At 42.2% G+C, this 24,064-nt stretch carries 14 protein-coding genes; 10 read left to right on the top strand and 4 right to left on the bottom strand.

Going from position 1 to position 24,064, the window contains the following annotated elements; genetic code table 11:
- The first annotated feature begins 222 nt into the window (after positions 1-222).
- The 7 genes from adcR to QM941_RS09310 all read left to right on the top strand — a co-directional run bounded on the left by adcR (position 223) and on the right by QM941_RS09310 (position 5,772).
- A complete protein-coding gene (gene adcR, locus QM941_RS09340) occupies positions 223-663 on the top strand; it encodes a zinc-dependent transcriptional regulator AdcR (RefSeq protein ID WP_414340298.1) in 441 nt (146 codons plus the stop codon).
- Positions 663-1,367, top strand: a complete 705-nt coding sequence (locus QM941_RS09335) for a metal ABC transporter ATP-binding protein (RefSeq protein WP_006147770.1) — start codon at positions 663-665, stop codon at positions 1,365-1,367. The genes adcR and QM941_RS09335 overlap by 1 nt, the downstream gene beginning before the upstream one ends.
- Positions 1,360-2,166 (top strand): metal ABC transporter permease, encoded by an 807-nt coding sequence (locus tag QM941_RS09330; protein WP_006147771.1) that lies wholly within the window; start codon positions 1,360-1,362, stop codon positions 2,164-2,166. The genes QM941_RS09335 and QM941_RS09330 overlap by 8 nt, the downstream gene beginning before the upstream one ends.
- A gap of 9 nt (positions 2,167-2,175) precedes the next feature.
- Positions 2,176-3,678 carry a zinc ABC transporter substrate-binding protein AdcA gene (locus tag QM941_RS09325; protein ID WP_414340297.1) on the top strand — a complete coding sequence of 501 codons (1,503 nt, stop codon included), beginning with the start codon at positions 2,176-2,178 and terminating at the stop codon, positions 3,676-3,678.
- Positions 3,679-3,832: 154 nt separating this feature from the next.
- Positions 3,833-4,663, top strand: a complete 831-nt coding sequence (locus QM941_RS09320; protein ID WP_414340327.1) for a VOC family protein — start codon at positions 3,833-3,835, stop codon at positions 4,661-4,663.
- Positions 4,664-4,761: 98 nt separating this feature from the next.
- Complete coding sequence (locus QM941_RS09315; protein ID WP_414340295.1) at positions 4,762-5,340, top strand: DUF3592 domain-containing protein; 579 nt, start codon at positions 4,762-4,764, stop codon at positions 5,338-5,340.
- A 174-nt stretch (positions 5,341-5,514) separates the two neighbouring features.
- Positions 5,515-5,772: a metal-sensitive transcriptional regulator gene (locus QM941_RS09310; protein WP_414340294.1), complete on the top strand. Its 258-nt coding sequence runs from the start codon at positions 5,515-5,517 to the stop codon at positions 5,770-5,772.
- A 127-nt stretch (positions 5,773-5,899) separates the two neighbouring features.
- On the opposite strand, the gene QM941_RS09305 is transcribed toward QM941_RS09310, so the two are convergent.
- The 4 genes from QM941_RS09305 to QM941_RS09290 form a co-directional block, all read right to left on the bottom strand.
- The gene (locus QM941_RS09305) at positions 5,900-7,432 is read right to left on the bottom strand and encodes a DUF2079 domain-containing protein (RefSeq protein ID WP_414340292.1); all 1,533 of its coding nucleotides are present in this window, start codon (positions 7,430-7,432) and stop codon (positions 5,900-5,902) included.
- Positions 7,433-8,088: 656 nt separating this feature from the next.
- The gene (locus tag QM941_RS09300) at positions 8,089-8,385 is read right to left on the bottom strand and encodes a rhodanese-like domain-containing protein (protein ID WP_414340291.1); all 297 of its coding nucleotides are present in this window, start codon (positions 8,383-8,385) and stop codon (positions 8,089-8,091) included.
- Complete coding sequence (locus tag QM941_RS09295; RefSeq protein WP_414340290.1) at positions 8,375-10,030, bottom strand: FAD-dependent oxidoreductase; 1,656 nt, start codon at positions 10,028-10,030, stop codon at positions 8,375-8,377. Before QM941_RS09295 ends, QM941_RS09300 begins: the two co-directional genes overlap by 11 nt.
- 20 nt (positions 10,031-10,050) lie before the next feature.
- A complete protein-coding gene (locus QM941_RS09290; protein ID WP_414340288.1) occupies positions 10,051-10,356 on the bottom strand; it encodes a rhodanese-like domain-containing protein in 306 nt (101 codons plus the stop codon).
- Between the two features lie 529 nt (positions 10,357-10,885).
- Between QM941_RS09290 and rpoB the strand changes: the two genes are divergently transcribed.
- From rpoB to QM941_RS09275, 3 genes are all read left to right on the top strand, one after another.
- A complete protein-coding gene (gene rpoB / locus QM941_RS09285) occupies positions 10,886-14,488 on the top strand; it encodes a DNA-directed RNA polymerase subunit beta (RefSeq protein WP_414340287.1) in 3,603 nt (1,200 codons plus the stop codon).
- Positions 14,489-14,520: 32 nt separating this feature from the next.
- Positions 14,521-18,171 (top strand): DNA-directed RNA polymerase subunit beta', encoded by a 3,651-nt coding sequence (rpoC, locus tag QM941_RS09280; protein ID WP_414340285.1) that lies wholly within the window; start codon positions 14,521-14,523, stop codon positions 18,169-18,171.
- A 265-nt stretch (positions 18,172-18,436) separates the two neighbouring features.
- A partial coding sequence (locus tag QM941_RS09275; RefSeq protein ID WP_414340283.1) for a CshA/CshB family fibrillar adhesin-related protein occupies positions 18,437-24,064 on the top strand: 5,628 nt, incomplete at its 3' end.

Raw genomic sequence — 24,064 nt, 5'->3', positions numbered from 1 at the left:
ATTGGGCTCTTTGTAATGAATGATTTTTGGTAATTGACAGTGTTGTAACGGCCTCTTCATTTGAATAAGGGTAAGTAAAAAGAGATTAAGAAGATGAAAACATCTCAGGTGTTTTCATCTTTTTTCTTGACTCCTTACTTGGATGTGATATACTTAACTAGTAAAGGAATAGTGTAAAAACCTTGTAGTTATAGAAATTTTGTTCGGAGAAAGGAGCAAATCATGAGACAGTTGGCAAAAGATATCGATCATTTTTTAAATGAAGTAATCCTGAAAGCTGAAAACCAGCATGAAATCCTTATTGGCCATTGTACCAGTAATGTGGCTTTGACCAATACTCAGGAGCATATTCTTATGCTTTTATCAGAGGAGTCGCTAACCAACTCTGAGTTGGCGCGTCGTCTCAATGTCAGTCAAGCTGCTGTTACCAAGGCTATCAAATCCTTGGTCAAAGAGGGGATGTTGGAGACATCTAAGGATCCCAAGGATGCGCGCGTTATCTTCTATCAATTGACAGACTTAGCACGACCAATTGCTGAGGAGCATCATCATCATCATGAACACACCCTCTCAACGTATGAACAAGTTGTAAACCAGTTTACATCTGACGAACAAAAAATTATCCAGCGGTTTTTAACTGCTTTAGTAGGAGAAATCAAGTAATGAGATACATCACAGTAGAGGATTTGTCCTTCTATTATGACAAGGAACCTGTGCTTGAGCATATCAATTACAGTGTTGATAGTGGGGAATTTGTCACCCTCACTGGAGAAAATGGAGCTGCCAAGACGACTCTTATCAAGGCTAGTCTGGGTATTTTGCAACCAAGATTTGGCAAAGTTACCATTTCAAAGACCAACACTCGTGGGACAAAACTAAGAATCGCCTACCTTCCTCAACAGATTGCAAGTTTTAATGCAGGCTTTCCAAGTACCGTTTATGAATTTGTCAAATCAGGTCGCTATCCAAGAAAAGGTTGGTTCCGTCGTCTAAATGCTCACGATGAGGAACATATCAAGGCTAGTCTGAACTCGGTAGGCATGTGGGAACATCGGGATAAACGAATTGGCTCCCTCTCTGGTGGGCAAAAGCAGAGGGCTGTTATCGCACGCATGTTTGCTTCGGATCCAGATATCTTTATCTTGGATGAGCCGACGACAGGGATGGATGCGGGAACCAAGGATGAGTTTTATGAACTCATGCACCACAGTGCCCACCATCATGGCAAGGCTGTTTTGATGATTACTCACGATCCTGAAGAAGTCAAGGACTACGCAGATCGCAATATTCACCTGGTCCGAGACCAAGATTCCCCATGGCGTTGCTTCAATGTACATGAAAGTGACCAGGAGGTGGAGCATGCTTAATCTATTGTCTTATGATTTTATGCAGCGAGCCTTTTTAGCTGTTATTGCCATGAGTCTCTTTTCACCAGTTCTGGGGACCTTCCTTATCTTGCGTCGTCAGAGTCTCATGAGTGATACTCTTAGCCACGTTTCGCTTTCAGGGGTTGCCTTTGGCTTGGTTTTAGGAATTTCTCCGACCATTTCAACAATTGTGATTGTCTTGATTGCAGCGGTCTTCCTTGAATACCTACGTACGGTTTATAAAAGCTTTATGGAGATTGGGACAGCCATTCTCATGTCTACAGGACTTGCAGTTTCACTTATTGTCATGAGTAAGGGTAAGAGCTCTAGTTCTATGAGTCTGGATCAGTACCTTTTTGGTTCTATCGTGACCATTAGTCAAGAGCAGGTCATTGGGCTTTTTGTTATTGCAGCGGTTGTTTTAATCCTGACCTTCCTCTTTTTAAGACCTATGTATATTCTAACTTTTGACGAGGATACAGCTTTTGTCGATGGTCTTCCAGTGCGTACCATGTCTATTCTCTTTAACATGGTAACGGGTGTGGCTATTGCCCTCATGATCCCAGCAGCGGGAGCACTTTTGGTATCGACTATCATGGTTTTACCAGCTAGTATCGCTTTACGTCTAGGTAAAAACTTTAGTTCTGTGATGATTCTTGCCAGTGTTATTGGTTTTCTAGGTATGGTTGCGGGACTCTATATTTCCTATTATGCAGAGACACCACCGAGTGCAAGTATCACCATTATCTTTGTAGTTGTCTTTTTAGTAGTCAGCTTACTCAAACGTTTTATCAAATAGGAGAAGTAAATGAAAAAACTAAGCCTACTTTTGGCAAGTCTTGTGACACTATTCTTAGTCGCTTGTTCCAATCAAAAGCAAGCAGACGGGAAATTAAATATCGTTACAACTTTCTATCCTGTCTACGAATTTACCAAGCAAGTAGCAGGGGACACAGCCAATGTCGAGCTCTTAATTGGAGCTGGGACAGAACCACATGATTATGAACCATCGCCTAAGGCAGTCGCTAAAATCCAAGACGCAGATGCCTTTGTTTATGAGAATGAAAATATGGAAACTTGGGTTCCCAAATTGTTAGATTCCTTAGATGCGAAAAAAGTAAAAACAATCAAGGCTACTGGAGATATGCTGCTTCTTCCAGGAGGTGAAGAAGAGGAAGACCATGACCATGGTGAAGAAGGCCACCATCATGAGTATGATCCTCACGTGTGGTTGTCTCCTGCGCGTGCCATTAAGCTTGTAGAGCACATCCGTGACAGTTTATCAGCTGACTATCCTGATAAAAAAGCAACCTTTGAGCAAAATGCAGCTACCTATATCGAGAAATTGCAAGCTCTGGACAAGGCCTATACTGAAGGACTTTCTAGTGCAAAACAAAAGAGTTTTGTGACTCAGCACGCTGCCTTTCGTTATCTTGCCTTGGACTACGGACTCACTCAAGTCTCTATCTCTGGGCTTTCGCCAGATGCGGAACCCTCAGCAAGCCGCTTGGCAGAATTGACCGAGTACATCAAGAAAAACAAAATCTCTTATATCTACTTTGAAGAAAATGCTTCTCAAGCCCTAGCGAATACCCTCTCAAAAGAAACAGGAGTGAAGTTAGATGTTCTGAATCCTCTTGAAAGCTTGACCGAAGAGGACATGAAGGCTGGAGAAACCTATATCTCTGTCATGGAGAAAAACCTCAAGGCACTCAAGCAAACAACTGATCAGGCAGGAGCAGAGATTGAACCAGAAAAGGCAGAGGAAACTAAAACCGTTCAAAATGGCTACTTTGAGGATGCAGATGTTAAGGACCGTACCCTGAGTGATTATGCTGGTAACTGGCAGTCTGTCTATCCTTTCCTTGAGGATGGGACTCTTGACCAAGTATTTGACTACAAGGCTAAATTGACTGGCAAGATGACCAAGGATGAGTACAAGGCATACTATCAAAAAGGTTACCAAACAGATGTAAGCAAGATTAACATTACAGATAATACGATGGAATTCATCCAAGGAGGCCAAAGTAAGAAATATACTTACAAGTATGTCGGCAAGAAAATCTTGACTTATAAGAAAGGGAATCGTGGAGTCCGTTATCTCTTTGAAGCGACTGATGCAGACGCTGGACAATTCAAGTATGTTCAGTTTAGCGACCACAATATCGCTCCGGTCAAGGCAGAGCATTTCCATATCTTCTTTGGAGGCACTAGCCAAGAAGTCCTCTTTGAAGAGATGGAAAACTGGCCAACCTACTATCCAGATGGCTTATCAGGTCAAGAGATTGCTCAAGAAATGTTGGCTCATTAAATCCAAACAATCCTTCCTACATGGGGAGGATTTTTCTTGTTTTATCAACGTTGAGCATCTGGATTGACATTGGCTGAGAAGGGAGTGTATTAGATGTAATAAAAATAGTTACAGTAAAGAGAGGTTTTCTATGGTTTACCAATATAATAGTTAGATTTATTTGGCTGAAGTAGTTTTAAATGTCAAGGACTTAGAAAGTCAGATAGCATTTTATCATCAGTTGCTTGGGTTGGAGATTTTGAATCAATCGGAAAATCAAGTTCTTTTAGGTGCCGGTGGGAAACCACTAGTTCGGCTAATTAAGACAGATGACATTAGTAATCCTAAGCAAAGTTATGGTCTTTATCATATGGCACTTCTTTTGCCGACTCGTGAAGATTTGGCTAATGTTTTTAAACACTTGTTAGACTTAAAGATTCCACTAGTTGGTGGAGCTGATCATGGCTATAGTGAGGCTATCTATCTAGAAGACCTAGAGGGTAATGGCATAGAACTCTACAGAGACAAACCTGAGGCAGAATGGGATATTCGTGAGGACGGGCGAATTATTGGGGTCACAGAAGAGTTGTCTGCCCAAGCTATCTATGAACTAGGACGAGGCATAGAGCCTTTTGTCATTACTAGTGGTACTCGTATGGGCCATGTTCACCTATCTGTAAAAAATAGTCGAGAAGCGAGTGTGTTCTACCAAGAGTCTCTTGGTCTTGAGGATAAATTCACGATTCCACATGCTAGTTGGATAGCATCAGGAAACTACCATCATCATTTAGCAGTCAATGAATGGGGTGGAAAAAACCTAGCAGGGAGAGAAAAAGCCGTAGCTGGTCTGGCTTATTATGCCCTTGAAGTCGAGAACAAAGAGGAATTGTTGAAACTATTTGCTCGATCTCAAAGATATCAGGCAACAACACAATGGATTTCTTCCAATGAGTTTACATTGACTGATAGTGATGGGATTGTGTCCCTAGTAAGAGTCAAGAAGTAGACTGTTGCTTAACATGATAGATGATGAGATGCTTTTGACAAGGGACTTGATTGGGCTGCTTGATCCTCAACTCTTTAAAACCGGCATTCTATGTTATAATGAAAGGGATAACTTATACAGTTAGAGGAGAGTCTATGCAAAAAGAAGTTATGCTTTTCATTGTTAGTACGGCTGCCATTCTTTTAGCCCTACTTGGTGTTTGTGGCACATGTTTTTATCTTTACGTTCGGGATGAGAAAATGATCCGCCTTGCAACATCATCTGTTAAGGGCAGAGTTGTTGGCTATAGCTATTTTCAAGATGCTTACCCTCCCATCGTTGAATACATGGTAGATGGAAAAACATATAAGAAAACCCTAAAGTATTTTATGGTTAAAACGGTCTCTCTCCCTTGGGCACCAGTCAATGCGGCGAGTGGGCGTACAAGAGCAGAGTTTCTAGAACCGTCAATTACCTTCCGTCGGAATTCTCTCATTTCCATTGATCACTCTATGCGTGAGCATTTTCCAATTGGTTCGGAGATGACGGTCTGGTATGATCCAGAAAAACCGACCAGTGCCTTTGTGGAGCGCTACTGTGGCGTCAACAAGTTTTATAAATGGTTTGGCATTGGATATGCCATAGCCTTAGTCCTGATTTATAGCATTATAATCCTCATATTTTTGTCACAGTCATAAGAGGCGAAAGGCAGCAACTGGGAAAGCAGCTTCATTTCATTATCGTAACTTATGGAGAACGATATTGTTCTCCTTTTTTAATTTCTTGTCAGTGCTAGTTCAGTAATAACCGGACTTTTGACAAGGGAGTTGATTAAAGTTATAATGAAGGAAAAATAAATCAAGGATAAAAATATGACCAAATCGAAGTACATTACTCGTCTCAAACGTTCAGAAGGCCAATTGCGGGGCATTCAAAAAATGATGGAGGAAGACCGTGATTGTGTTGATATCATTACCCAATTAACAGCTGTTCGCTCCAGTGTCGAACGGATTATTGAGTTGATGATTACGGAAAATCTCACGACCTGCATTAACCAACCGCTGGATGACCCTGAGGCTCAAAAAGCACGCTTGGAAAAGGCTGTTCAATATCTAATCAAACGTAAGTAAGAAAAAAGGATTTGCTAGGTAAAGGGATTTTATAGATTTAAAATTATAGGAAAAGAGCGGTTCTGCTAACAATGATGTAGGTGGAACCGCTCTAGTTTTTCTATTTGTTTAATAAGTAATACAGATTTTATTCAGGTTTTTCAAGGATGAAGATTTCCTTGGTAGCATATTTGCTTTCTTTGTAACCTAAACTTTCGTAGCTTGCGATCAATGGATCATAGACTTCATTTTTTCCTTTTTGTTCGCGGGGGATGACGACATAGTCTATCGTAGCATCTGCTTTTCTCTGGTTATGATAGAAAATATCATAGAGATATTGGTGATTACGAAGGGCAGGTGTATAGCCTCCTTCTGTTACAACAGATGCTTCTTCCGGCAAACTCTCTAGAGTATAACGCATGGTATCAAATTTTTCTTTGTGTTCAAAGTAATAGCCAACATTAAAAGACCAATTGTGCGTAAAGTGATGGAGGAGGGTGCCGGACATGATGATACCAACTATAACAATAGCAACTGTCGTTTTTTCTTTAATGAATTTACTTACTTTTAGATCTTCCAGAGCAAGCAGGGCCATGATGAAGAGCAAAGTCTGACTACCATAACTGTATTGGAAACCAATATCATATTGATAAGGCCAGTCTGGCAATAAGTTAATGACAATCAATGGTAAACAAAGTAAATAGTTCGACCAGTTGCGCTGAACCAGTGGAAGAAAGGCGAGAGGAGCTAAAACGAAGAATAAGTAACCCAGTTTTTTAGCAATCAATAGTTTACTAAAGACATAAGTTGGATGAAGAATGAGATTTTTAAGAACACTTAAAATTCCATTTTCGCCCTCTAACAGATAAGGTTCAAATCGGGAAACCATTCCCCCTTCTCCGTAGGTGTTCAAAAGATATAATCCAAGGGCAAAGTACAGAACAGGTAGCATGAAATCTGCCAGAATAATCCATTTCTTGGTCTGGCTTGACAGGGAGAAGCGCTTTTGGAATAAGAAATAGAGTCCAATGCTCACAACATAAATAAATGCATCTTCTTTTACGAATAAAAGCAAGAGGGTTACTAGGAGAATTTTCCATTTTTGCTCAGAGACAATAAAATAGAACAACCAGATAATTAAAGGAACTAGGAAGCAGTTTTCGTGAAGGTGATAGCCTCCAGCGGTTGTCATAACAGGTATGAGAATAAACCAAGCAATTATCAGACTATTGATTGGTTTAGAAAGGTTCAATTTCTTCAGAAGTAATCTTAAGGGAACGACTGCAGAAAATACAACCCAAATCTGTAATACTTCTAAAGTTTCAACATGTGGGAAGAGCTTATAGAAAGGCAACATGAGATAAAAAATCGGGGAGATATGGACTGCAAAGTGGGAGAGAACTCGGTCACGTTCTAGAGTTGTAATAGCAGTCAGGTCCGTGCTCATTCGATGAAACATCTGTGAAAACAGTCCGATATCAAATGTAGAACCATCAAATGTTTTCACCTTGTAGGTGACTACGATAGAAAGGTAAATAACATAAATAATAACCAATGAAAATACGGAGTAAGTGAGGAACTTTTTATATTTCTCCAAATATTTTTCAATTGGGATCTTAATCAAAGAGATATAGGTTATTGTTGAGATAAAAATAGCCAAAAGTGCTGGCCAAATAATCATATTAAATCGGGTATCGGCAAGGTTGATAGCATGAAATTCCAGTGCAGAATCTAGAAAATTTGTACTGGCTAGGCTGAGTAGACGAGGACTAGTTAGCAAAACTACTAATAAATATAAATTGGAATATTTTTGATTGCTTAGAAAAGTTCCTGTAAATAAGATTAAGGTAAGGAATAGGAGTCCTAGAGCTAGGAAAAAGGATATACTTTTAAAAATTGCGATCAGTAAGACGAGACTAGAAAGTAGAATATTAATCTTTCGCATATTTAAAAAGAAAACTTTTAATGGCGCAAAAACTAGCAGTACAGCTGTTATAACAAAGACACCTAATTTCAAAAGAGAGATAGGAGATAATGTTAGGAAAAGATCTTTGGAAGGTGAAGTTAAAAGGTCTACCAAGATCATCATTAGATATGCGCCAATACCACAGGATAAATAATCGTTTCGTTTTCCATTTAAAAACTTAAAAACTTTTTGCATTTCATGAAATCCTCCAGTCAATATTCTATCATAAATATAGGTAATATTCTAACTTAAATTAGGATATCAAAAAGATAGGACGGTCTTCACTATTGGCTTTTTAAACTTTTGGCAAACATCAATTGAAATAGTGATAAAACGAAAAAACCGATTAAGTTTCTTAATCGGTTTTTTACTTATTCTACTTGACCGGGCCAGGCGTTCATGCCACCTTCTACATTGGTAACGGTGAGGCCTTGGGCGCTGAGAAATTGACAGGCAGAGGCAGAACGCACTCCTCCTTGACAGATGATATGGTATGTACGGTTAGGATTGAGTTCTTTGTAGTCTTGCTCCAAGGTACTTAACGGAAGATTTTTGGAACCTGGTGCATGTCCTGCTTGGAATTCATGTACTTCACGGACATCGATAAGATCTAGATTTTCATTTTGATATTTTTCATAAAAGTCAGTCATGCTGATATTAGTTACCATATTCTACTCCTTCTGGGTTAGCCATTTTGTATAGTGAATAAGCGCCGTCAAGGTTTTGGACGGTAAATCCTGCTTGCTTGAGGATACGCTCTGCGATATAGCTGCGCAAACCACTGTGGCAGCTAACGATGTAAGCTTGGTTCTTGTCTAGTTCATCCAAGCGTTCCCGTAGTTCGTTTAGGGGGATGTGGATGGTGTCGACTTTGAGTCGACCACTCTGAAATTCGCCACTTGTTCGTACATCTAGAAATTTCTTACCCTTAGCCAGTTCGTCTTCGAGCTGGTACCATTGAACATTGTCGCTGAGACCTTCGATAAGGTTCAAGGCTGCGTAGCCCAGCATATTGACGGGATCTTTGGCAGAACCAAATGGTGGTGCATAGGTGAACTCTAACTCTGGCAAGTCAAAGACGGTGAGATTTCCCTTGATAGCAGTTGCGAGGATATCGATTCGCTTGTCAACACCTTTCTTCCCAACTCCTTGGACACCATAGATTTTGCCACTGGTTGGGTCAAAGAGGAGCTTCAAGGTCATATCAGTAGCACCTGGATAATAACCAGCGTGGTCTTTCCCACTGACATGAAGTGCCTTGTAAGGAATGTGATTTATGCTAAGGATACGTTCGCTGAGACCAGTCGAAGCAGCTGTCATATCAAAGGCACGAACGATAGCAGTGCCGATACTGCCTTTGTTAGTACGGTTGAGTCCTGCGATGACGTCCGCGACTTGGCGTCCCTGACGATTGGCAGGAGAAGCGAGAGAGATGAGAGCGTCTTGGCCCGTAATCTCTTGCTTGACGACGATGGCATCCCCAACTGCAAAAATATCTTTTTGACTGGTTTCATAATGTTTATCGACCAGGATTCCACCACGAAGTCCCAGTTCAATCCCCGCAGCTTTAGCCAGACCATTTTCAGGTTCAACACCGACAGAAAGGATGGTAAGGTCAGAAGTGATTTTTTGACCATTTTCGAGAACGATGATTTTTCCTTGTTCTTCAAATCGAGTCGCAGATTGGGAAGTGATAACACGAACGCTGTTTTTAACCAATTCTGCTTGGACAAAGGCTGCCATTTCTTGATCTAATGGTGGCAAGACATGAGGTGCTTTCTCAACGATGGTAACTTGCAATCCACGTTTAGCCAGGTTTTCAGCCATTTCAAGCCCGATAAAGCCTGCACCGATAACGACAGCTTCTTTTGGATGATTGTTCAAGGCAGCTATAATCTCGTCAAGATCGGGGACATTGCGGAGCGTGTAGGCATTCTTAGCTTCTGCCAAACCTTCAATGGTAGGAACAAATGGTTTAGCTCCTGGGGAGAGGATCAACTTGTCGTAGCTTTCTGTGAATTCCTGTCCATCATGGCGTACGGTCACAGTGTGATTTTCTGGAGAAATCTGGACAACCTCATGGAAAGGTCGCACATCCAGATTAAACCGTGCCTTGAGGCTTTCAGGGGTTTGGACTAACAAATCTTCCCGTTTAGGAATTTCTCCTGAAACATAGTAAGGAAGTCCGCAGTTTGCAAAGGAAACAAAGGGACCTTTCTCAAAAATAGTGATTTCAGCGTCTTCCATGAGACGTCTGAGGCGGGTTGCTGCTGACATACCGCCTGCAACTCCTCCGACAATGATAATTTTCATTGATTTTCTCCTTTATGCTTCTAAATGATCTTACCTGTCCAAGCGCTCATACCGCCTCGGACATTGATGACATCATAGCCTTTTTTCTTTAGCTTTTTAGCCGCCATCTTACTGCGCACACCGGAATGACAAATGACATAGAGTGTTTCTTTTGTTGCTGGTGTATAAGATCCGATTTCGGTTAGAGGAACATTTTTGGCATTTTTGATATGACCTCTACGAAATTCCATCGGCGTCCGAACATCCAGTAGCTGAATTGGTTCTCTGAGTTTAGCTTCTAACTCGCTGGTAGAAATACTGTCAATTTTTGTAAATAAGTGAAACATAGGCACCTCCAAATATACCCTTACGGGGTATATTAAACCATGAAGTCAAGCTTTTGTCAAGCAAGTTGAATTGATTAGTATTGTTTCTTTTTCAGTATATAAGATGTTATCTTACAAACTAAAGAGTTGGTTGGTAGGTTAATGAATAGAACCTGTCCTATTTATTCAACAACTAGTTATCTAGAAAATTACCTTTTCAGAAAACGAAGACCATCTATACTAAAGTAAGAAAAAACAAGCAAAGCCCTTGAAAAATCAGAGCAAATCAAGTATAATATAAGTAATCATTTGTCGTAGGTTTTGTCTGAAATATTGTCCAGACAAGGCTCACAGCAGTTAAATCTTCTTACAAAAGTCAGATTTAGCTGCTCTTTTTGTGCTTTTTTTCAGGTTTTTGAACCTCTGTAACAGAGATTTAAAGATTCTGAAAATTGCCCGAAGGATAAGGTGATAGGGGTTTTCAACCATCTAACGATAATCAAAAGCTTAAATAGCTAGGCTTGGAATTTTAACTAAAAGGAGAATCATCTTGGCAGGACATGACGTTCAATACGGGAAACATCGTACCCGTCGTAGTTTTTCAAGAATTAAAGAAGTTCTTGACTTACCAAATTTGATTGAAATTCAAACAGATTCATTCAAAGATTTCTTAGACCACGGTCTTAAAGAAGTGTTTGAGGACGTATTGCCAATTGCAAACTTTACAGAAACAATGGAGTTGGAGTTTGTTGGCTACGAAATCAAAGAACCAAAATACACTCTTGAAGAAGCTCGTATCCACGATGCCAGCTACTCGGCACCAATCTTTGTAACTTTCCGCTTGATCAACAAAGAAACTGGGGAAATCAAGACCCAAGAAGTCTTCTTTGGAGATTTCCCAATCATGACTGAGATGGGTACTTTCATCATCAACGGTGGTGAGCGTATCATCGTTTCTCAGTTGGTCCGTTCTCCTGGTGTTTACTTTAATGACAAGGTAGACAAAAACGGAAAAGTTGGCTACGGTTCAACTGTAATCCCTAACCGCGGAGCTTGGTTGGAACTTGAGAGCGACTCAAAAGACATCGCCTATACTCGTATCGACCGTACTCGTAAGATTCCATTCACAACTTTGGTTCGTGCGCTTGGTTTCTCAGGTGATGACGAAATCTTTGATATCTTTGGTGATAGCGAACTTGTTCGCAACACAGTCGAAAAAGATATCCATAAGAACCCAATGGACTCTCGTACAGATGAAGCATTGAAAGAAATCTACGAACGCCTTCGTCCAGGTGAGCCAAAAACAGCTGAAAGCTCACGAACTTTGCTTGTTGCTCGTTTCTTTGATCCACGTCGTTACGACTTGGCTGCCGTTGGACGCTACAAGATTAACAAGAAGCTTAATGTTAAGACACGTTTGCTCAACCAAACTATTGCAGAGCCTTTGGTAGATCCTGAAACAGGTGAAATCTTGGTTGAAAAAGGAACTGTCATGACTCGTGATGTGATTGAAAGCATCGAAAGTCACTTGGATGGTGATTTGAACAAGATTGTCTATACACCAAACGATTCAGCAGTTTTGACTGAGCCAGTTGTTCTTCAAAAATTCAAGGTGGTGGCACCGACTGATCCAGACCGCGTCGTAACAATCATTGGTAATGCTAATCCAGAAGACAAGGTTCGTGTAGTGACTCCTGCAGATATCCTTGCTGAGATGAGTTACTTCCTTAACTTGGCTGAAGGTATCGGACGTGTGGACGATATCGACCACCTTGGTAACCGTCGTATCCGTGCAGTTGGTGAATTGCTTGCTAACCAAGTTCGACTAGGACTTTCTCGTATGGAGCGTAATGTCCGCGAACGTATGTCTGTTCAGGACAATGAAGTCTTGACACCGCAACAAATCATCAATATCCGTCCTGTCACAGCTGCAGTCAAAGAATTCTTTGGTTCATCACAGTTGTCACAGTTCATGGACCAACACAACCCGCTATCAGAATTATCACACAAACGCCGTTTGTCAGCCTTGGGGCCTGGAGGTTTGACACGTGACCGTGCCGGATATGAAGTCCGTGACGTGCACTACACTCATTATGGTCGTATGTGTCCAATCGAGACACCTGAAGGACCAAACATCGGTTTGATTAACAACTTGTCTTCATACGGACACTTGAATAAGTATGGATTTGTTCAAACACCTTACCGCAAGGTAGATCGTGAAACAGGTGTCGTTACAAGCGAAATCGTTTGGTTGACAGCTGACGAAGAAGACGAATTTACAGTTGCTCAGGCAAACTCACGCCTAAACGAAGATGGAACTTTTGCTGAAGAAACAGTTATGGGACGTCACCAAGGGGTCAACCAAGAGTATCCAGCTTCTAGCGTAGATTATATGGACGTCTCTCCTAAACAGGTAGTTGCCGTTGCGACTGCATGTATTCCTTTCTTGGAAAACGACGACTCCAACCGTGCCCTCATGGGTGCCAACATGCAACGTCAGGCTGTGCCTTTGATTGATCCAAAAGCGCCATACGTTGGTACTGGTATGGAATACCAAGCAGCCCACGACTCAGGAGCTGCAGTTATTGCACAACATGGTGGTAAGGTTACTTATGCGGATGCTGACAAGGTAGAAGTACGTCGTGAAGACAGCTCGCTTGATGTTTACCATATCCAAAAATTCCGTCGTTCAAACTCAGGTACTGCATACAACCAACGTACTCTTGTGAAAGTTGGCGATGTCGTTGAAAAAGGTGACTTTATCGCTGACGGACCTTCTATGGAAAAAGGTGAAATGGCACTTGGACAAAACCCAATCGTTGCCTACATGACATGGGAAGGTTACAACTTCGAGGATGCCGTTATCATGAGCGAACGCTTGGTGAAAGACGATGTCTACACATCTGTTCACTTGGAAGAATACGAATCAGAAACACGCGATACAAAGCTTGGACCTGAAGAAATTACTCGTGAAATTCCAAACGTTGGTGAAGACGCTCTTAAAGACCTTGACGAGATGGGTATTATCCGTATCGGTGCTGAGGTTAAAGAAGGGGACATCCTTGTCGGTAAAGTAACACCTAAGGGTGAAAAAGACCTTTCAGCTGAAGAACGTCTCTTGCACGCTATCTTCGGAGATAAATCTCGTGAAGTTCGTGACACTTCTCTCCGTGTGCCTCATGGTGCTGACGGTGTTGTTCGTGATGTCAAAATCTTTACACGCGCAAATGGAGATGAGTTGCAATCAGGTGTTAATATGCTGGTTCGCGTCTACATCGCTCAAAAACGTAAGATCAAGGTCGGAGATAAGATGGCCGGACGTCACGGTAACAAAGGGGTTGTTTCTCGTATCGTTCCTGTAGAAGACATGCCTTACCTTCCAGACGGAACTCCAGTCGATATCATGTTGAACCCACTTGGGGTACCATCACGTATGAACATCGGTCAGGTTATGGAACTTCACCTTGGTATGGCAGCTCGTACTCTTGGTATCCACATCGCAACACCAGTCTTTGACGGAGCAAGTTCAGAAGATCTTTGGGAAACTGTTAAAGAAGCAGGTATGGATAGTGATGCTAAGACTATCCTTTACGATGGACGGACAGGTGAACCATTTGATAACCGTGTGTCAGTTGGTGTCATGTACATGATCAAACTCCACCACATGGTTGATGATAAATTGCACGCCCGTTCAGTCGGACCATACTCAACTGTTACGCAACAACCACTCGGAGGTAAAGCTCAGTTCGGTGGACAACGTTTCGGTGAGATGGAGGTTTGGGCTCTTGAAGCCTACGGTGCGTCAAATGTCCTTCAAGAAATCTTGACTTACAAGTCTGACGATATCAACGGACGTTTGAAAGCTTATGAAGCTATTACAAAAGGAAAACCAATTCCAAAACCAGGTGTTCCGGAATCCTTCCGAGTTCTTGTAAAAGAATTGCAATCTCTTGGTCTTGACATGCGTGTCCTTGACGAAGACGATCAAGAAGTGGAACTTCGTGACCTTGATGAAGGAATGGACGAAGATGTCATCCACGTAGATGACCTTGAAAAAGCCCGCGAAAAAGCAGCAAAAGAGGCAAAAGCAGCCTTTGAAGCAGAAGAAAATGCAAAAGCGGAAGCAACAGAAGAAGCTGCTGACCAAGAATAAGTAGCTCACTTAGAATAGAAAGGGAAGAAATAGTGGTTGATGTAAATCGTTTTAAAAGTATGCAAATCACCCTAGCTTCTCCAAGCAAAGTCCGTTCATGGTCTTATGGAGAAGTCAAAAAACCTGAAACAATCAATTACCGTACTTTGAAACCAGAACGTGAAGGACTATTTGACGAAGTCATCTTTGGTCCTACAAAAGACTGGGAATGTGCTTGTGGTAAGTACAAACGTATTCGTTACAGAGGGATTGTTTGTGACCGTTGTGGGGTTGAAGTAACGCGTACTAAAGTTCGTCGTGAACGCATGGGACACATCGAGTTGAAAGCTCCTGTATCTCACATTTGGTATTTCAAGGGGATTCCAAGCCGAATGGGCTTGACCCTTGATATGAGTCCTCGTGCCCTCGAGGAAGTTATCTACTTTGCTGCTTATGTGGTGATTGATCCTAAAGGAACACCACTTGAGCACAAGTCTATCATGACAGAGCGTGAATACCGTGAGCGCTTGCGTGAGTATGGATATGGTTCTTTCGTTGCCAAGATGGGTGCGGAAGCCATCCAAGACCTTTTGAAACAAGTAGATCTTGAAAAAGAAATTGCTGAACTCAAAGAAGAGTTGAAGACAGCTACTGGACAAAAACGTGTCAAAGCTATCCGTCGTTTGGATGTTTTGGATGCCTTTTACAAGTCTGGAAACAAACCTGAATGGATGATTCTTAACATCCTTCCAGTTATTCCACCAGATCTTCGTCCAATGTTGCAGTTGGATGGTGGTCGTTTTGCCTCATCTGACTTGAACGACCTTTACCGTCGTGTTATCAACCGTAACAACCGTTTGGCTCGTTTGCTTGAGTTGAATGCACCAGGTATCATCGTTCAAAATGAGAAGCGTATGCTTCAAGAAGCGGTTGACGCTTTGATTGACAATGGTCGTCGTGGTCGTCCAATTACAGGACCAGGTAGCCGTCCACTTAAATCATTGAGCCACATGCTTAAAGGTAAACAAGGACGCTTCCGTCAAAACTTGCTCGGTAAACGTGTTGACTTCTCAGGACGTTCCGTTATCGCCGTTGGTCCAACTCTTAAGATGTACCAATGTGGTGTACCACGTGAAATGGCGATCGAGCTCTTTAAACCATTCGTTATGCGTGAAATCGTTGCTCGCGATATCGTTCAAAACGTGAAAGCGGCTAAACGCTTGGTAGAACGTGGAGATGAACGTATCTGGGATATCCTCGAAGAAGTTATCAAAGAACACCCAGTACTTCTTAACCGCGCACCTACCCTTCACCGTTTGGGTATCCAAGCCTTTGAGCCTGTCTTGATTGACGGTAAAGCCCTTCGCTTGCACCCGCTTGTCTGTGAAGCCTACAATGCCGACTTTGACGGGGACCAAATGGCCATCCACGTACCACTTTCAGAAGAAGCTCAAGCAGAAGCTCGTATATTGATGTTAGCTGCTGAGCATATCTTGAATCCGAAAGACGGTAAACCAGTTGTTACTCCATCTCAGGACATGGTTTTGGGTAACTACTACTTGACTATGGAAGAAGCTGGTCGCGAAGGTGAAGGAATGGTCTTCAAGGACCGTGACGAAGCTGTTATGGCTTACCGTAATGGTTATGTTCACCTGCACTCACGTGTTGGTATCGCAACAGACAGCCTCAACAAACCATGGACAGAAGAGCAAAAACACAAAATCTTGCTTACAACTGTTGGTAAAATCCTCTTTAACGATATCATGCCAGAAGGTCTACCATACTTGCAAGAGCCAACTAATGCTAACTTGACAGAAGGTGTTCCGGCTAAATACTTCTTGCCAGTTGGTGTAGAAATCAAGGAAGCAATCAGCCAACTTGAACTAAACCCTCCATTTAAGAAGAAAAATCTTGGGAACATCATCGCTGAAATCTTCAAACGTTTCCGTACGACAGAAACTTCTGCCCTACTTGACCGTATGAAGAACCTCGGCTACCACCACTCAACTCTTGCTGGTTTGACAGTGGGTATCGCTGATATTCCAGTAGTTGAAGACAAGGCTGAAATTATCGCAGAATCACACCAACGTGTAGAACAAATCACAAAACAATTCCGTCGTGGTATGATCACAGATGACGAGCGCTACAATGCTGTTACGGCTGAATGGCGTGCTGCCCGTGAAAAACTCGAGAAACGTTTGGTTGCCAACCAAGATCCTAAGAACCCAATCGTTATGATGATGGACTCTGGAGCTCGTGGTAACATTTCAAACTTCTCACAGCTTGCCGGTATGCGTGGTTTGATGGCTGCTCCTAACGGACGTATCATGGAATTGCCAATCCTTTCAAACTTCCGCGAAGGTTTGTCAGTACTTGAAATGTTCTTCTCAACTCACGGTGCTCGTAAAGGTATGACCGATACGGCCCTTAAGACAGCCGACTCAGGTTACTTGACTCGTCGTTTGGTTGACGTTGCCCAAGACGTTATTATCCGTGAGGACGACTGTGGAACTGATCGTGGTCTCTTGATCCGTTCTATCACAGAAGGTAAAGAGATGATTGAGTCTCTCGAAGAGCGTCTCAACGGTCGTTACACTAAGAAAACTGTTAAACATCCAGAAACTGGTGCAGTGATTATTGGTGCAAATGAACTGATTACTGAAGACAAGGCACGCGAAATTGTCAACGCTGGTGTTGAAGAAGTAACTATTCGTTCAGCCTTTACATGTAACACTCGTCATGGTGTCTGCCGTCACTGTTACGGTATTAACTTGGCGACTGGTGATGCGGTTGAAGTCGGTGAAGCAGTCGGAACAATCGCTGCCCAATCTATCGGGGAACCTGGTACACAGCTTACAATGCGTACCTTCCACACGGGTGGGGTTGCCTCAAATACCGATATCACTCAGGGTCTTCCTCGTGTCCAAGAAATCTTTGAAGCCCGCAATCCAAAAGGGGAAGCGGTTATCACAGAGGTTAAAGGTGAAGTTACTGCTATCGAAGAAGATGCCTCAACTCGTACTAAGAAAGTCTTTGTCAAGGGCGAAACTGGCGAAGGTGAGTATGTGGTACCATTTACCGCTCGTATGCGTGTAGAAGTTGGAGATCAAGTTTCTCGCGGTGCGGCATTGACAGAAGGTTCTATCCAACCAAAACGTCTCCTTGCTGTTCGTGATGTCTTGTCAGTTGAAACATACCTACTTGGTGAAGTACAAAAAGTTTACCGTAGCCAAGGGGTAGAAATCGGTGACAAGCACATCGAGGTAATGGTTCGTCAAATGATCCGTAAAGTTCGTGTCATGGATCCAGGTGATACAGACCTTCTCATGGGTACTCTTATGGATATTAACGACTTTACTGATGCCAACAAGGATGTCCTTATCTCAGGTGGAGTTCCAGCGACTGGTCGCCCAGTTCTTATGGGAATTACTAAAGCCTCACTTGAAACCAATAGCTTCTTGTCAGCTGCTTCCTTCCAAGAGACAACTCGTGTCCTTACAGACGCGGCTATCCGTGGTAAGAAGGACCATCTCCTTGGACTTAAGGAAAATGTCATCATCGGTAAGATCATCCCAGCAGGTACTGGTATGGCTCGCTACCGTAACCTTGAACCAAAAGCTGTAAATGAAGACGAATGTCTTCTTCCTTCACAAGAAGAGTCTCAAGTAGATGCTTCTATGGAAACAGTTGAAGTTGGAGAATAGGCAAATAAGTCTGCAAAAAAAGAGGGGTAATTCCCTCTTTTTGTGGGTATAAATACTGAATAATAGCTGTATGTTTTTACAAAAAACGCTAACATTATGATGCATAAAAGTATAAATATACTTTTTTCAAAAAGTGAAGCAAAATGCTTTAAATTTATCTAGACTAGTGGTAAAATAAGGCGTTGCTTGAATTAGAAGAAATAGCAAAAACATGCATAAAATATAACAATATATACAATCCCAGATGGGAATTGGAGGTAATATAGTGAAAAATGATTTGTTTAACGACCGTATTAGTCGGTTTTCAATTCGTAAGTTACATGTAGGAGTTTGCTCAGTCTTACTCGGTACCTTAGTCATGCTCGGAACAGCTACAGGTGTAGGTGCTGATGAAGTGACAGAAGAGAAACAGGCTGAGGGAGTTACAGCTACAACAGAAGTAGGGAAGGCTGAAGCCTCAACAACTACAGAAGTAGTAGTGGAAGATGTTACATACCAAGCGGATGCAGCGCCTGTAGTAGCAGAGGACACTGTAAAGCCTGCTAATAAAGAAACTGAGGTAGCGCCAGTAACCGAAGAAAAATCGGATACAGTTGCAGCAGAAAAACCAGGGAAACGCCGTACTCGTCGTGCCCTTGGTGATGCCAATGATCCAAGTTTAATCGGGGATGACGTTGAAGATGCAACTTCAACTCCGAAAGTTGAAAAGCCTGGCTTTACAACAAATATCAATGCTAAAGACTTAGCCAGCCAAATCTCTTGGTTGGACTTTGGCGATACAGCCAACTGGACAGGGACTACTACAACATCAAAAGGTGACCTTGCTCTCCAAGTCGGCGCGACCTACACCAAGGAAATTATGCCGGGCTATGTGGTCACCATTAAAGTCAAATCTTTGAAGCCTTTCCAAGCGACTGAAATCTATAAAAAACGCCTTGAAGAACGAGGAGCAACAGAAGCTGAAAAAGCGACCTATGACCCCAATGCTAGAAATGGTTATGTGAATGGAAATGCAAATCAGTTTACCTTGAAGGAATTTAATGCCGGTGAAGAAGCTAAGGTTATTGCCGAGCCTCAAAACAATTGGACTGAAATTAAAAAGGAGGGGATTGATACTGGAACTAAGAAAACTACTATTAGTTCAGAATTAACCGGTGGGAACATTGGGGTCCAGTTTGAAGTTTCTGCGACCTTCCGTGGCAAAGCAGTCAAACCTGCTGTCGTCATGGCAGATGGTGAGTCCGCTAACCCTGGTGAATTGCTTATGTTCACGACCAATGGAGAAGGATGGCAACAAATTGGTGAGTGGTATAAACTCGGAAAAACAAATACTAAAACGTTTATTCCACAAGATACAGACAATTTATTTGGTTCAAATCCTACCACAAATATAAATGGCATGAATTTCTATGGGTTGAATCTTAACCAACTTCGAGGTTCAACTCAAGCCGGTCCAGATAAAAAAGCGGTTGCTTGGAAGTACTTTGGAAGTGCTGATCTAACAACTGGAGGTCTCGGAACAGGAGTCTTCGGACCAAATATTTCTGCAGCTAATGTTGCTGTTCCTCTTGTTATGACAAAAGGAGCTTCTGAGATTGGTCTTTACATTGCTTCAGGTGGGAAACAGTCCGCTATGTTCGGCTTCTTCCCGCTTGATGAAGGGGATGCTCCTGAATCATATGGCAAGGCGATTCATTCTATCGCAACGGTTGATGGGATAACTGGTAAAAAAGTCAACCAACCATATCTTGGTCACGTGAGCCCAGATATGGATGAAAACAATACCCTTGATTGGACTGGTGATGACAAGGCGACCACTGCGGATGAAGGCGTTGACCAAATCTTGCCAGATGATTTAAAAGGTTCAACTCATGAAATGATTAAGTTGGATCGTACTCGTCCAGGTGGCTATACTCTGAAGGTTGAAGCTCATACTGATGGAGCTCCAGAAGCACATATCTATGGCTGGATAGACTTTAACCAAAATGGTAAGTTTGATGAGGATGAACGCTCAAATCTCGCTACAATAACTAAGGATGGCACTGTTGAGTTACTGTTTGCAAACAGCAAGACTTACGTCGACCCAAGCGTTAAAGAGTTAGGTGCTCGTGTTCGTATCGCTAAGAAAGCTAACGAGATCGAAAGCCCAACTGGCATGGCCTTCTCAGGGGAAGTTGAAGACTTCAAGACTCAAATCACCCACCCACCAAAAGGGGAATTCAAGGAAACTTCTGGTCCTCAAGCTACTAAACAAACAGCGACTGTAACCTTTACAGCACGTGGAGAACACAAGTTTGAACGTAATTCTGCTGCTGTTATTGATGAAACTGTAGAACCATACATCGTTGACAAAGATGGCAACCGTGCAACTCTTGATGCAGAAGGTTACTATGTTGTACCAGGTCAAGGGAAATACAAGATTACTGCTAACGGCAAAGATGTAGATGTTGAGTTTATCCCAGAAGATAACTTCCTAGGAACAGCTGATGGTATCTCTATCCGTCGTTCAGATAATAATGGCTATAATACTGGTTGGTCAACAAAATTCCCAGACCAAGAACCTAATGTGAATGGCCAATTAAATACTATGGATGGTCAATATGTTCCAACTGTAACACCGATTGACATTGAAGGAGTTGACAAGACTTCTAAAGATATTCAAGGTGCAACTCAAAAAGAAACACCTACCTTTAATACAACAGCTACTAACTTAAATGGTGATAAGATTGCAATCACTCCAAGTGCAGAATACCCGGCTAAGTTGGTAGATCCAGCTACAGGTCGCACGATTGATGAGCCATCTGTAACAGTTAAAGGTGAAGGAACATACACAATTAATCCTACAACAGGTGAAGTAACCTTCACTCCAGAACCAAGCTTTACTGGTACAGCTAAAGGTGTGGAAGTTACATTGTCAGCGCCAGTTGGACGTAATAAAGACGGTAAGGTTCAAAAGGAGTACGTTAAGACAGCTACAGCTAAGTACACACCAACAGTATTGCCAGTAACACCAACCGCAACACCAGCTGAAACAACAGACATTCAAGGTGCAACACAAACAGGTAAGCCTGAATTCAAGGGTGGTACAGTTGAAGTTAATGGTGTTAAAAAGACTGTTCCAATTAATGAAGCTGTCCCGGCAAAATTTGATGACGGCTCAACAACTAAGACAGTTGAGGGAGTTGGTAAATTTACGGTTGCAGCAGATGGTACAGTAACATTCGTTCCAGAACCAAACTATGTAGGTACTGCTCCAGCAGTAACCGTTGTTCGCGAAGATGTGAATGGAAACAAAGCTTCTGCTACATATACCCCAACTGTAACTCCAATTTCTATCACTCCAACAGACAAGGTTTCTGAGGATATCCAAAACGTTCCACAAACTCAAACTCCTACATTTGAATTAAGCAACGACAAGACTGCTGAAATCACAAGCAAGAAATTGGTAGATCCAGCAACTGGTCAACCTACTGATGAAACAACTGTGACAGTAGAAGGTGAAGGAACATACTCAATCGATCCTACTACAGGAGCAGTGACTTTCACTCCTGAGAAAGACTTTGTCGGAACTGCTAAAGGGGTTAAAGTCCAAGCAACTGCGACTGTTATAAATGCTAATGGTAAAACTGCAACTATCACTTCTGATGCAAGCTACACACCTACTGTAAAAGCAGCTGTACCAACAGCAGATCCAGCTAAATCTAAAGATATCCAAGGTGCGACTCAAACAGGTACACCAACCTTTGCGGGTACAACTGTTTCTGTAAATGGTGAAGATAAAGAAATCACTATTAAAGATAACAGCTACACACTTTTGGATAAAGATGGAAACGAAGTTCTTGGTACAACTCCAGCTTATGCAGAAGATGGTACAACACCAATTGGTACTTTCTCTATTGATTCAACTACAGGTAAGGTAACTTTCACACCAACTGATAAGTCTTATACAGGTAAAGTTACCCCAGTTAAAGTTCAAGCTGAAAGTACAAATGGTCTTAAAGTAGATACAACTTACACTCCAGAGATTGTGCCAGTAACACCAACGGCGACACCAGCAGAAACTAAAGATATTCAAGGTGCTACTCAAACAGGTAAACCTGAATTTAAGGGTGGTACAGTTGAAGTTAACGGTGTTGAAAAGACTGTTCCAATCAACGAAGATGTTCCAGCAACCTTTGAAGATGGCTCAACAACTAAGACAGTTGAGGGAGTTGGTAAATTTACGGTTGCGGCAGATGGTACAGTAACATTTGTTCCAGAACCAAACTTTGTAGGAACTGCACCAGCAGTGACAGTTGTCCGCGAAGATAAGAACGGAACAAAAGCTTCTGCAACATATACTCCAACAGTAACTCCGGTTAAACCAACTGCAACACCAGCTGAAACCACAGATATTCAAGGTGCTACACAAACAGGCAAACCTGAATTTACTGAAGGTGACAGCCGTGTACCAATCAACGAAGATGTTCCAGCAACATTTGACGATGGTTCAACTACTAAGACAGTAGAAGGTGTTGGTACTTACACAGTAGCAGCAGACGGAACAGTAACATTTGTACCAGAAAAATCATTCGTTGGAACGGCTCCATCAGTTACAGTTGTTCGTGAAGATAAGAACGGAACAAAAGCTTCTGCGACATACACACCAACAGTAACACCAGTAACCCCAACCGCAACACCAGCAGAAACAAAAGACATCCAAGGCGCAACTCAAAAAGGTAAGCCTGAATTTAAGGGTGGAACTGTTACAGTTGATGGAGTAGAAAAAACTGTTCCAATCAACGAAGATGTTCCAGCAACATTTGACGATGGTTCAACAACTAAGACCGTTGAAGGTGTTGGTACTTACACAGTAGCACCAGACGGAACAGTAACATTTGTTCCAGAAAAATCATTTGTTGGTACAGCTCCATCAGTTACAGTTGTTCGTGAAGATAAGAACGGAACAAAAGCTTCTTCAACTTACACACCAACAGTAACACCAGTAACACCAACTGCTGAAGATGCTACTTCAACTGACAAACAAGGTCAAACACAATCAGGTAAACCAACATTCACACCAGGTAACTCAAACGTACCGATGGATGATGATACACCAGCAACCTTCGAAGATGGTTCAACAATGAAGACAATTCCAGGTGAAGGTACTTACACAGTAGCTCCAGATGGAAAAGTAAAATTTGTCCCAGAGAAATCATTCACAGGTACAGGAACAGGTGTAACAGTTAAACGTGTGGATAAGAATGGTACACCAGTTACAGCTAAATACACACCAACCGTGACACCTGTAACACCAACCGCAACACCAGCTGAATCAGTAGCCCCTCAAGGCGTGGTTCAAACTGGAACAGTAACTTTCACAGAAGGTGATCCAGTTGCGCCAATCAACAAGGATAGCATCACTCTTCTTGATGAAAATGGTCAACCAGCTACATCAGTAGTTGCTAAGTCACCAGAAGGTAAAGAAATCGGTACCTTCACAGTTGACAAGAAAACAGGTGTTGTAACCTTCACACCAACTGATAAATCATACTCAGGTGATGTGGTTGCCGTTAAGGTTCAAGCTAAGGATGCCAACGGCACACCAGTAGAAACAACTTACACACCAACAGTAACTCCAGTGACTCCAGAAGGAACACCAGCTGAAACAACAGATATCCAAGGTAAAGAACAAACTGGCAAACCTGAATTCAAACCAGGCAACCCAGAAGTACCAATGGATGATGAAGTACCAGCAACCTTCGAAGATGGATCAACTGAGAAAGTAATTCCAGGCGAAGGAACTTACAAAGTAAATCCAGACGGTACAGTAACGTTCACACCTGAGAAGACATTCACAGGAACAGGAACAGGCGTAACAGTTAAACGTGTAGATAAGAACGGTACCCCAGTA

Source organism: Streptococcus timonensis (assembly GCF_047460355.1).
GTDB classification, from domain to species: Bacteria; Bacillota; Bacilli; order Lactobacillales; family Streptococcaceae; genus Streptococcus; species Streptococcus timonensis_A.
This window is presented reverse-complemented; position numbering and strand designations above follow the sequence as displayed.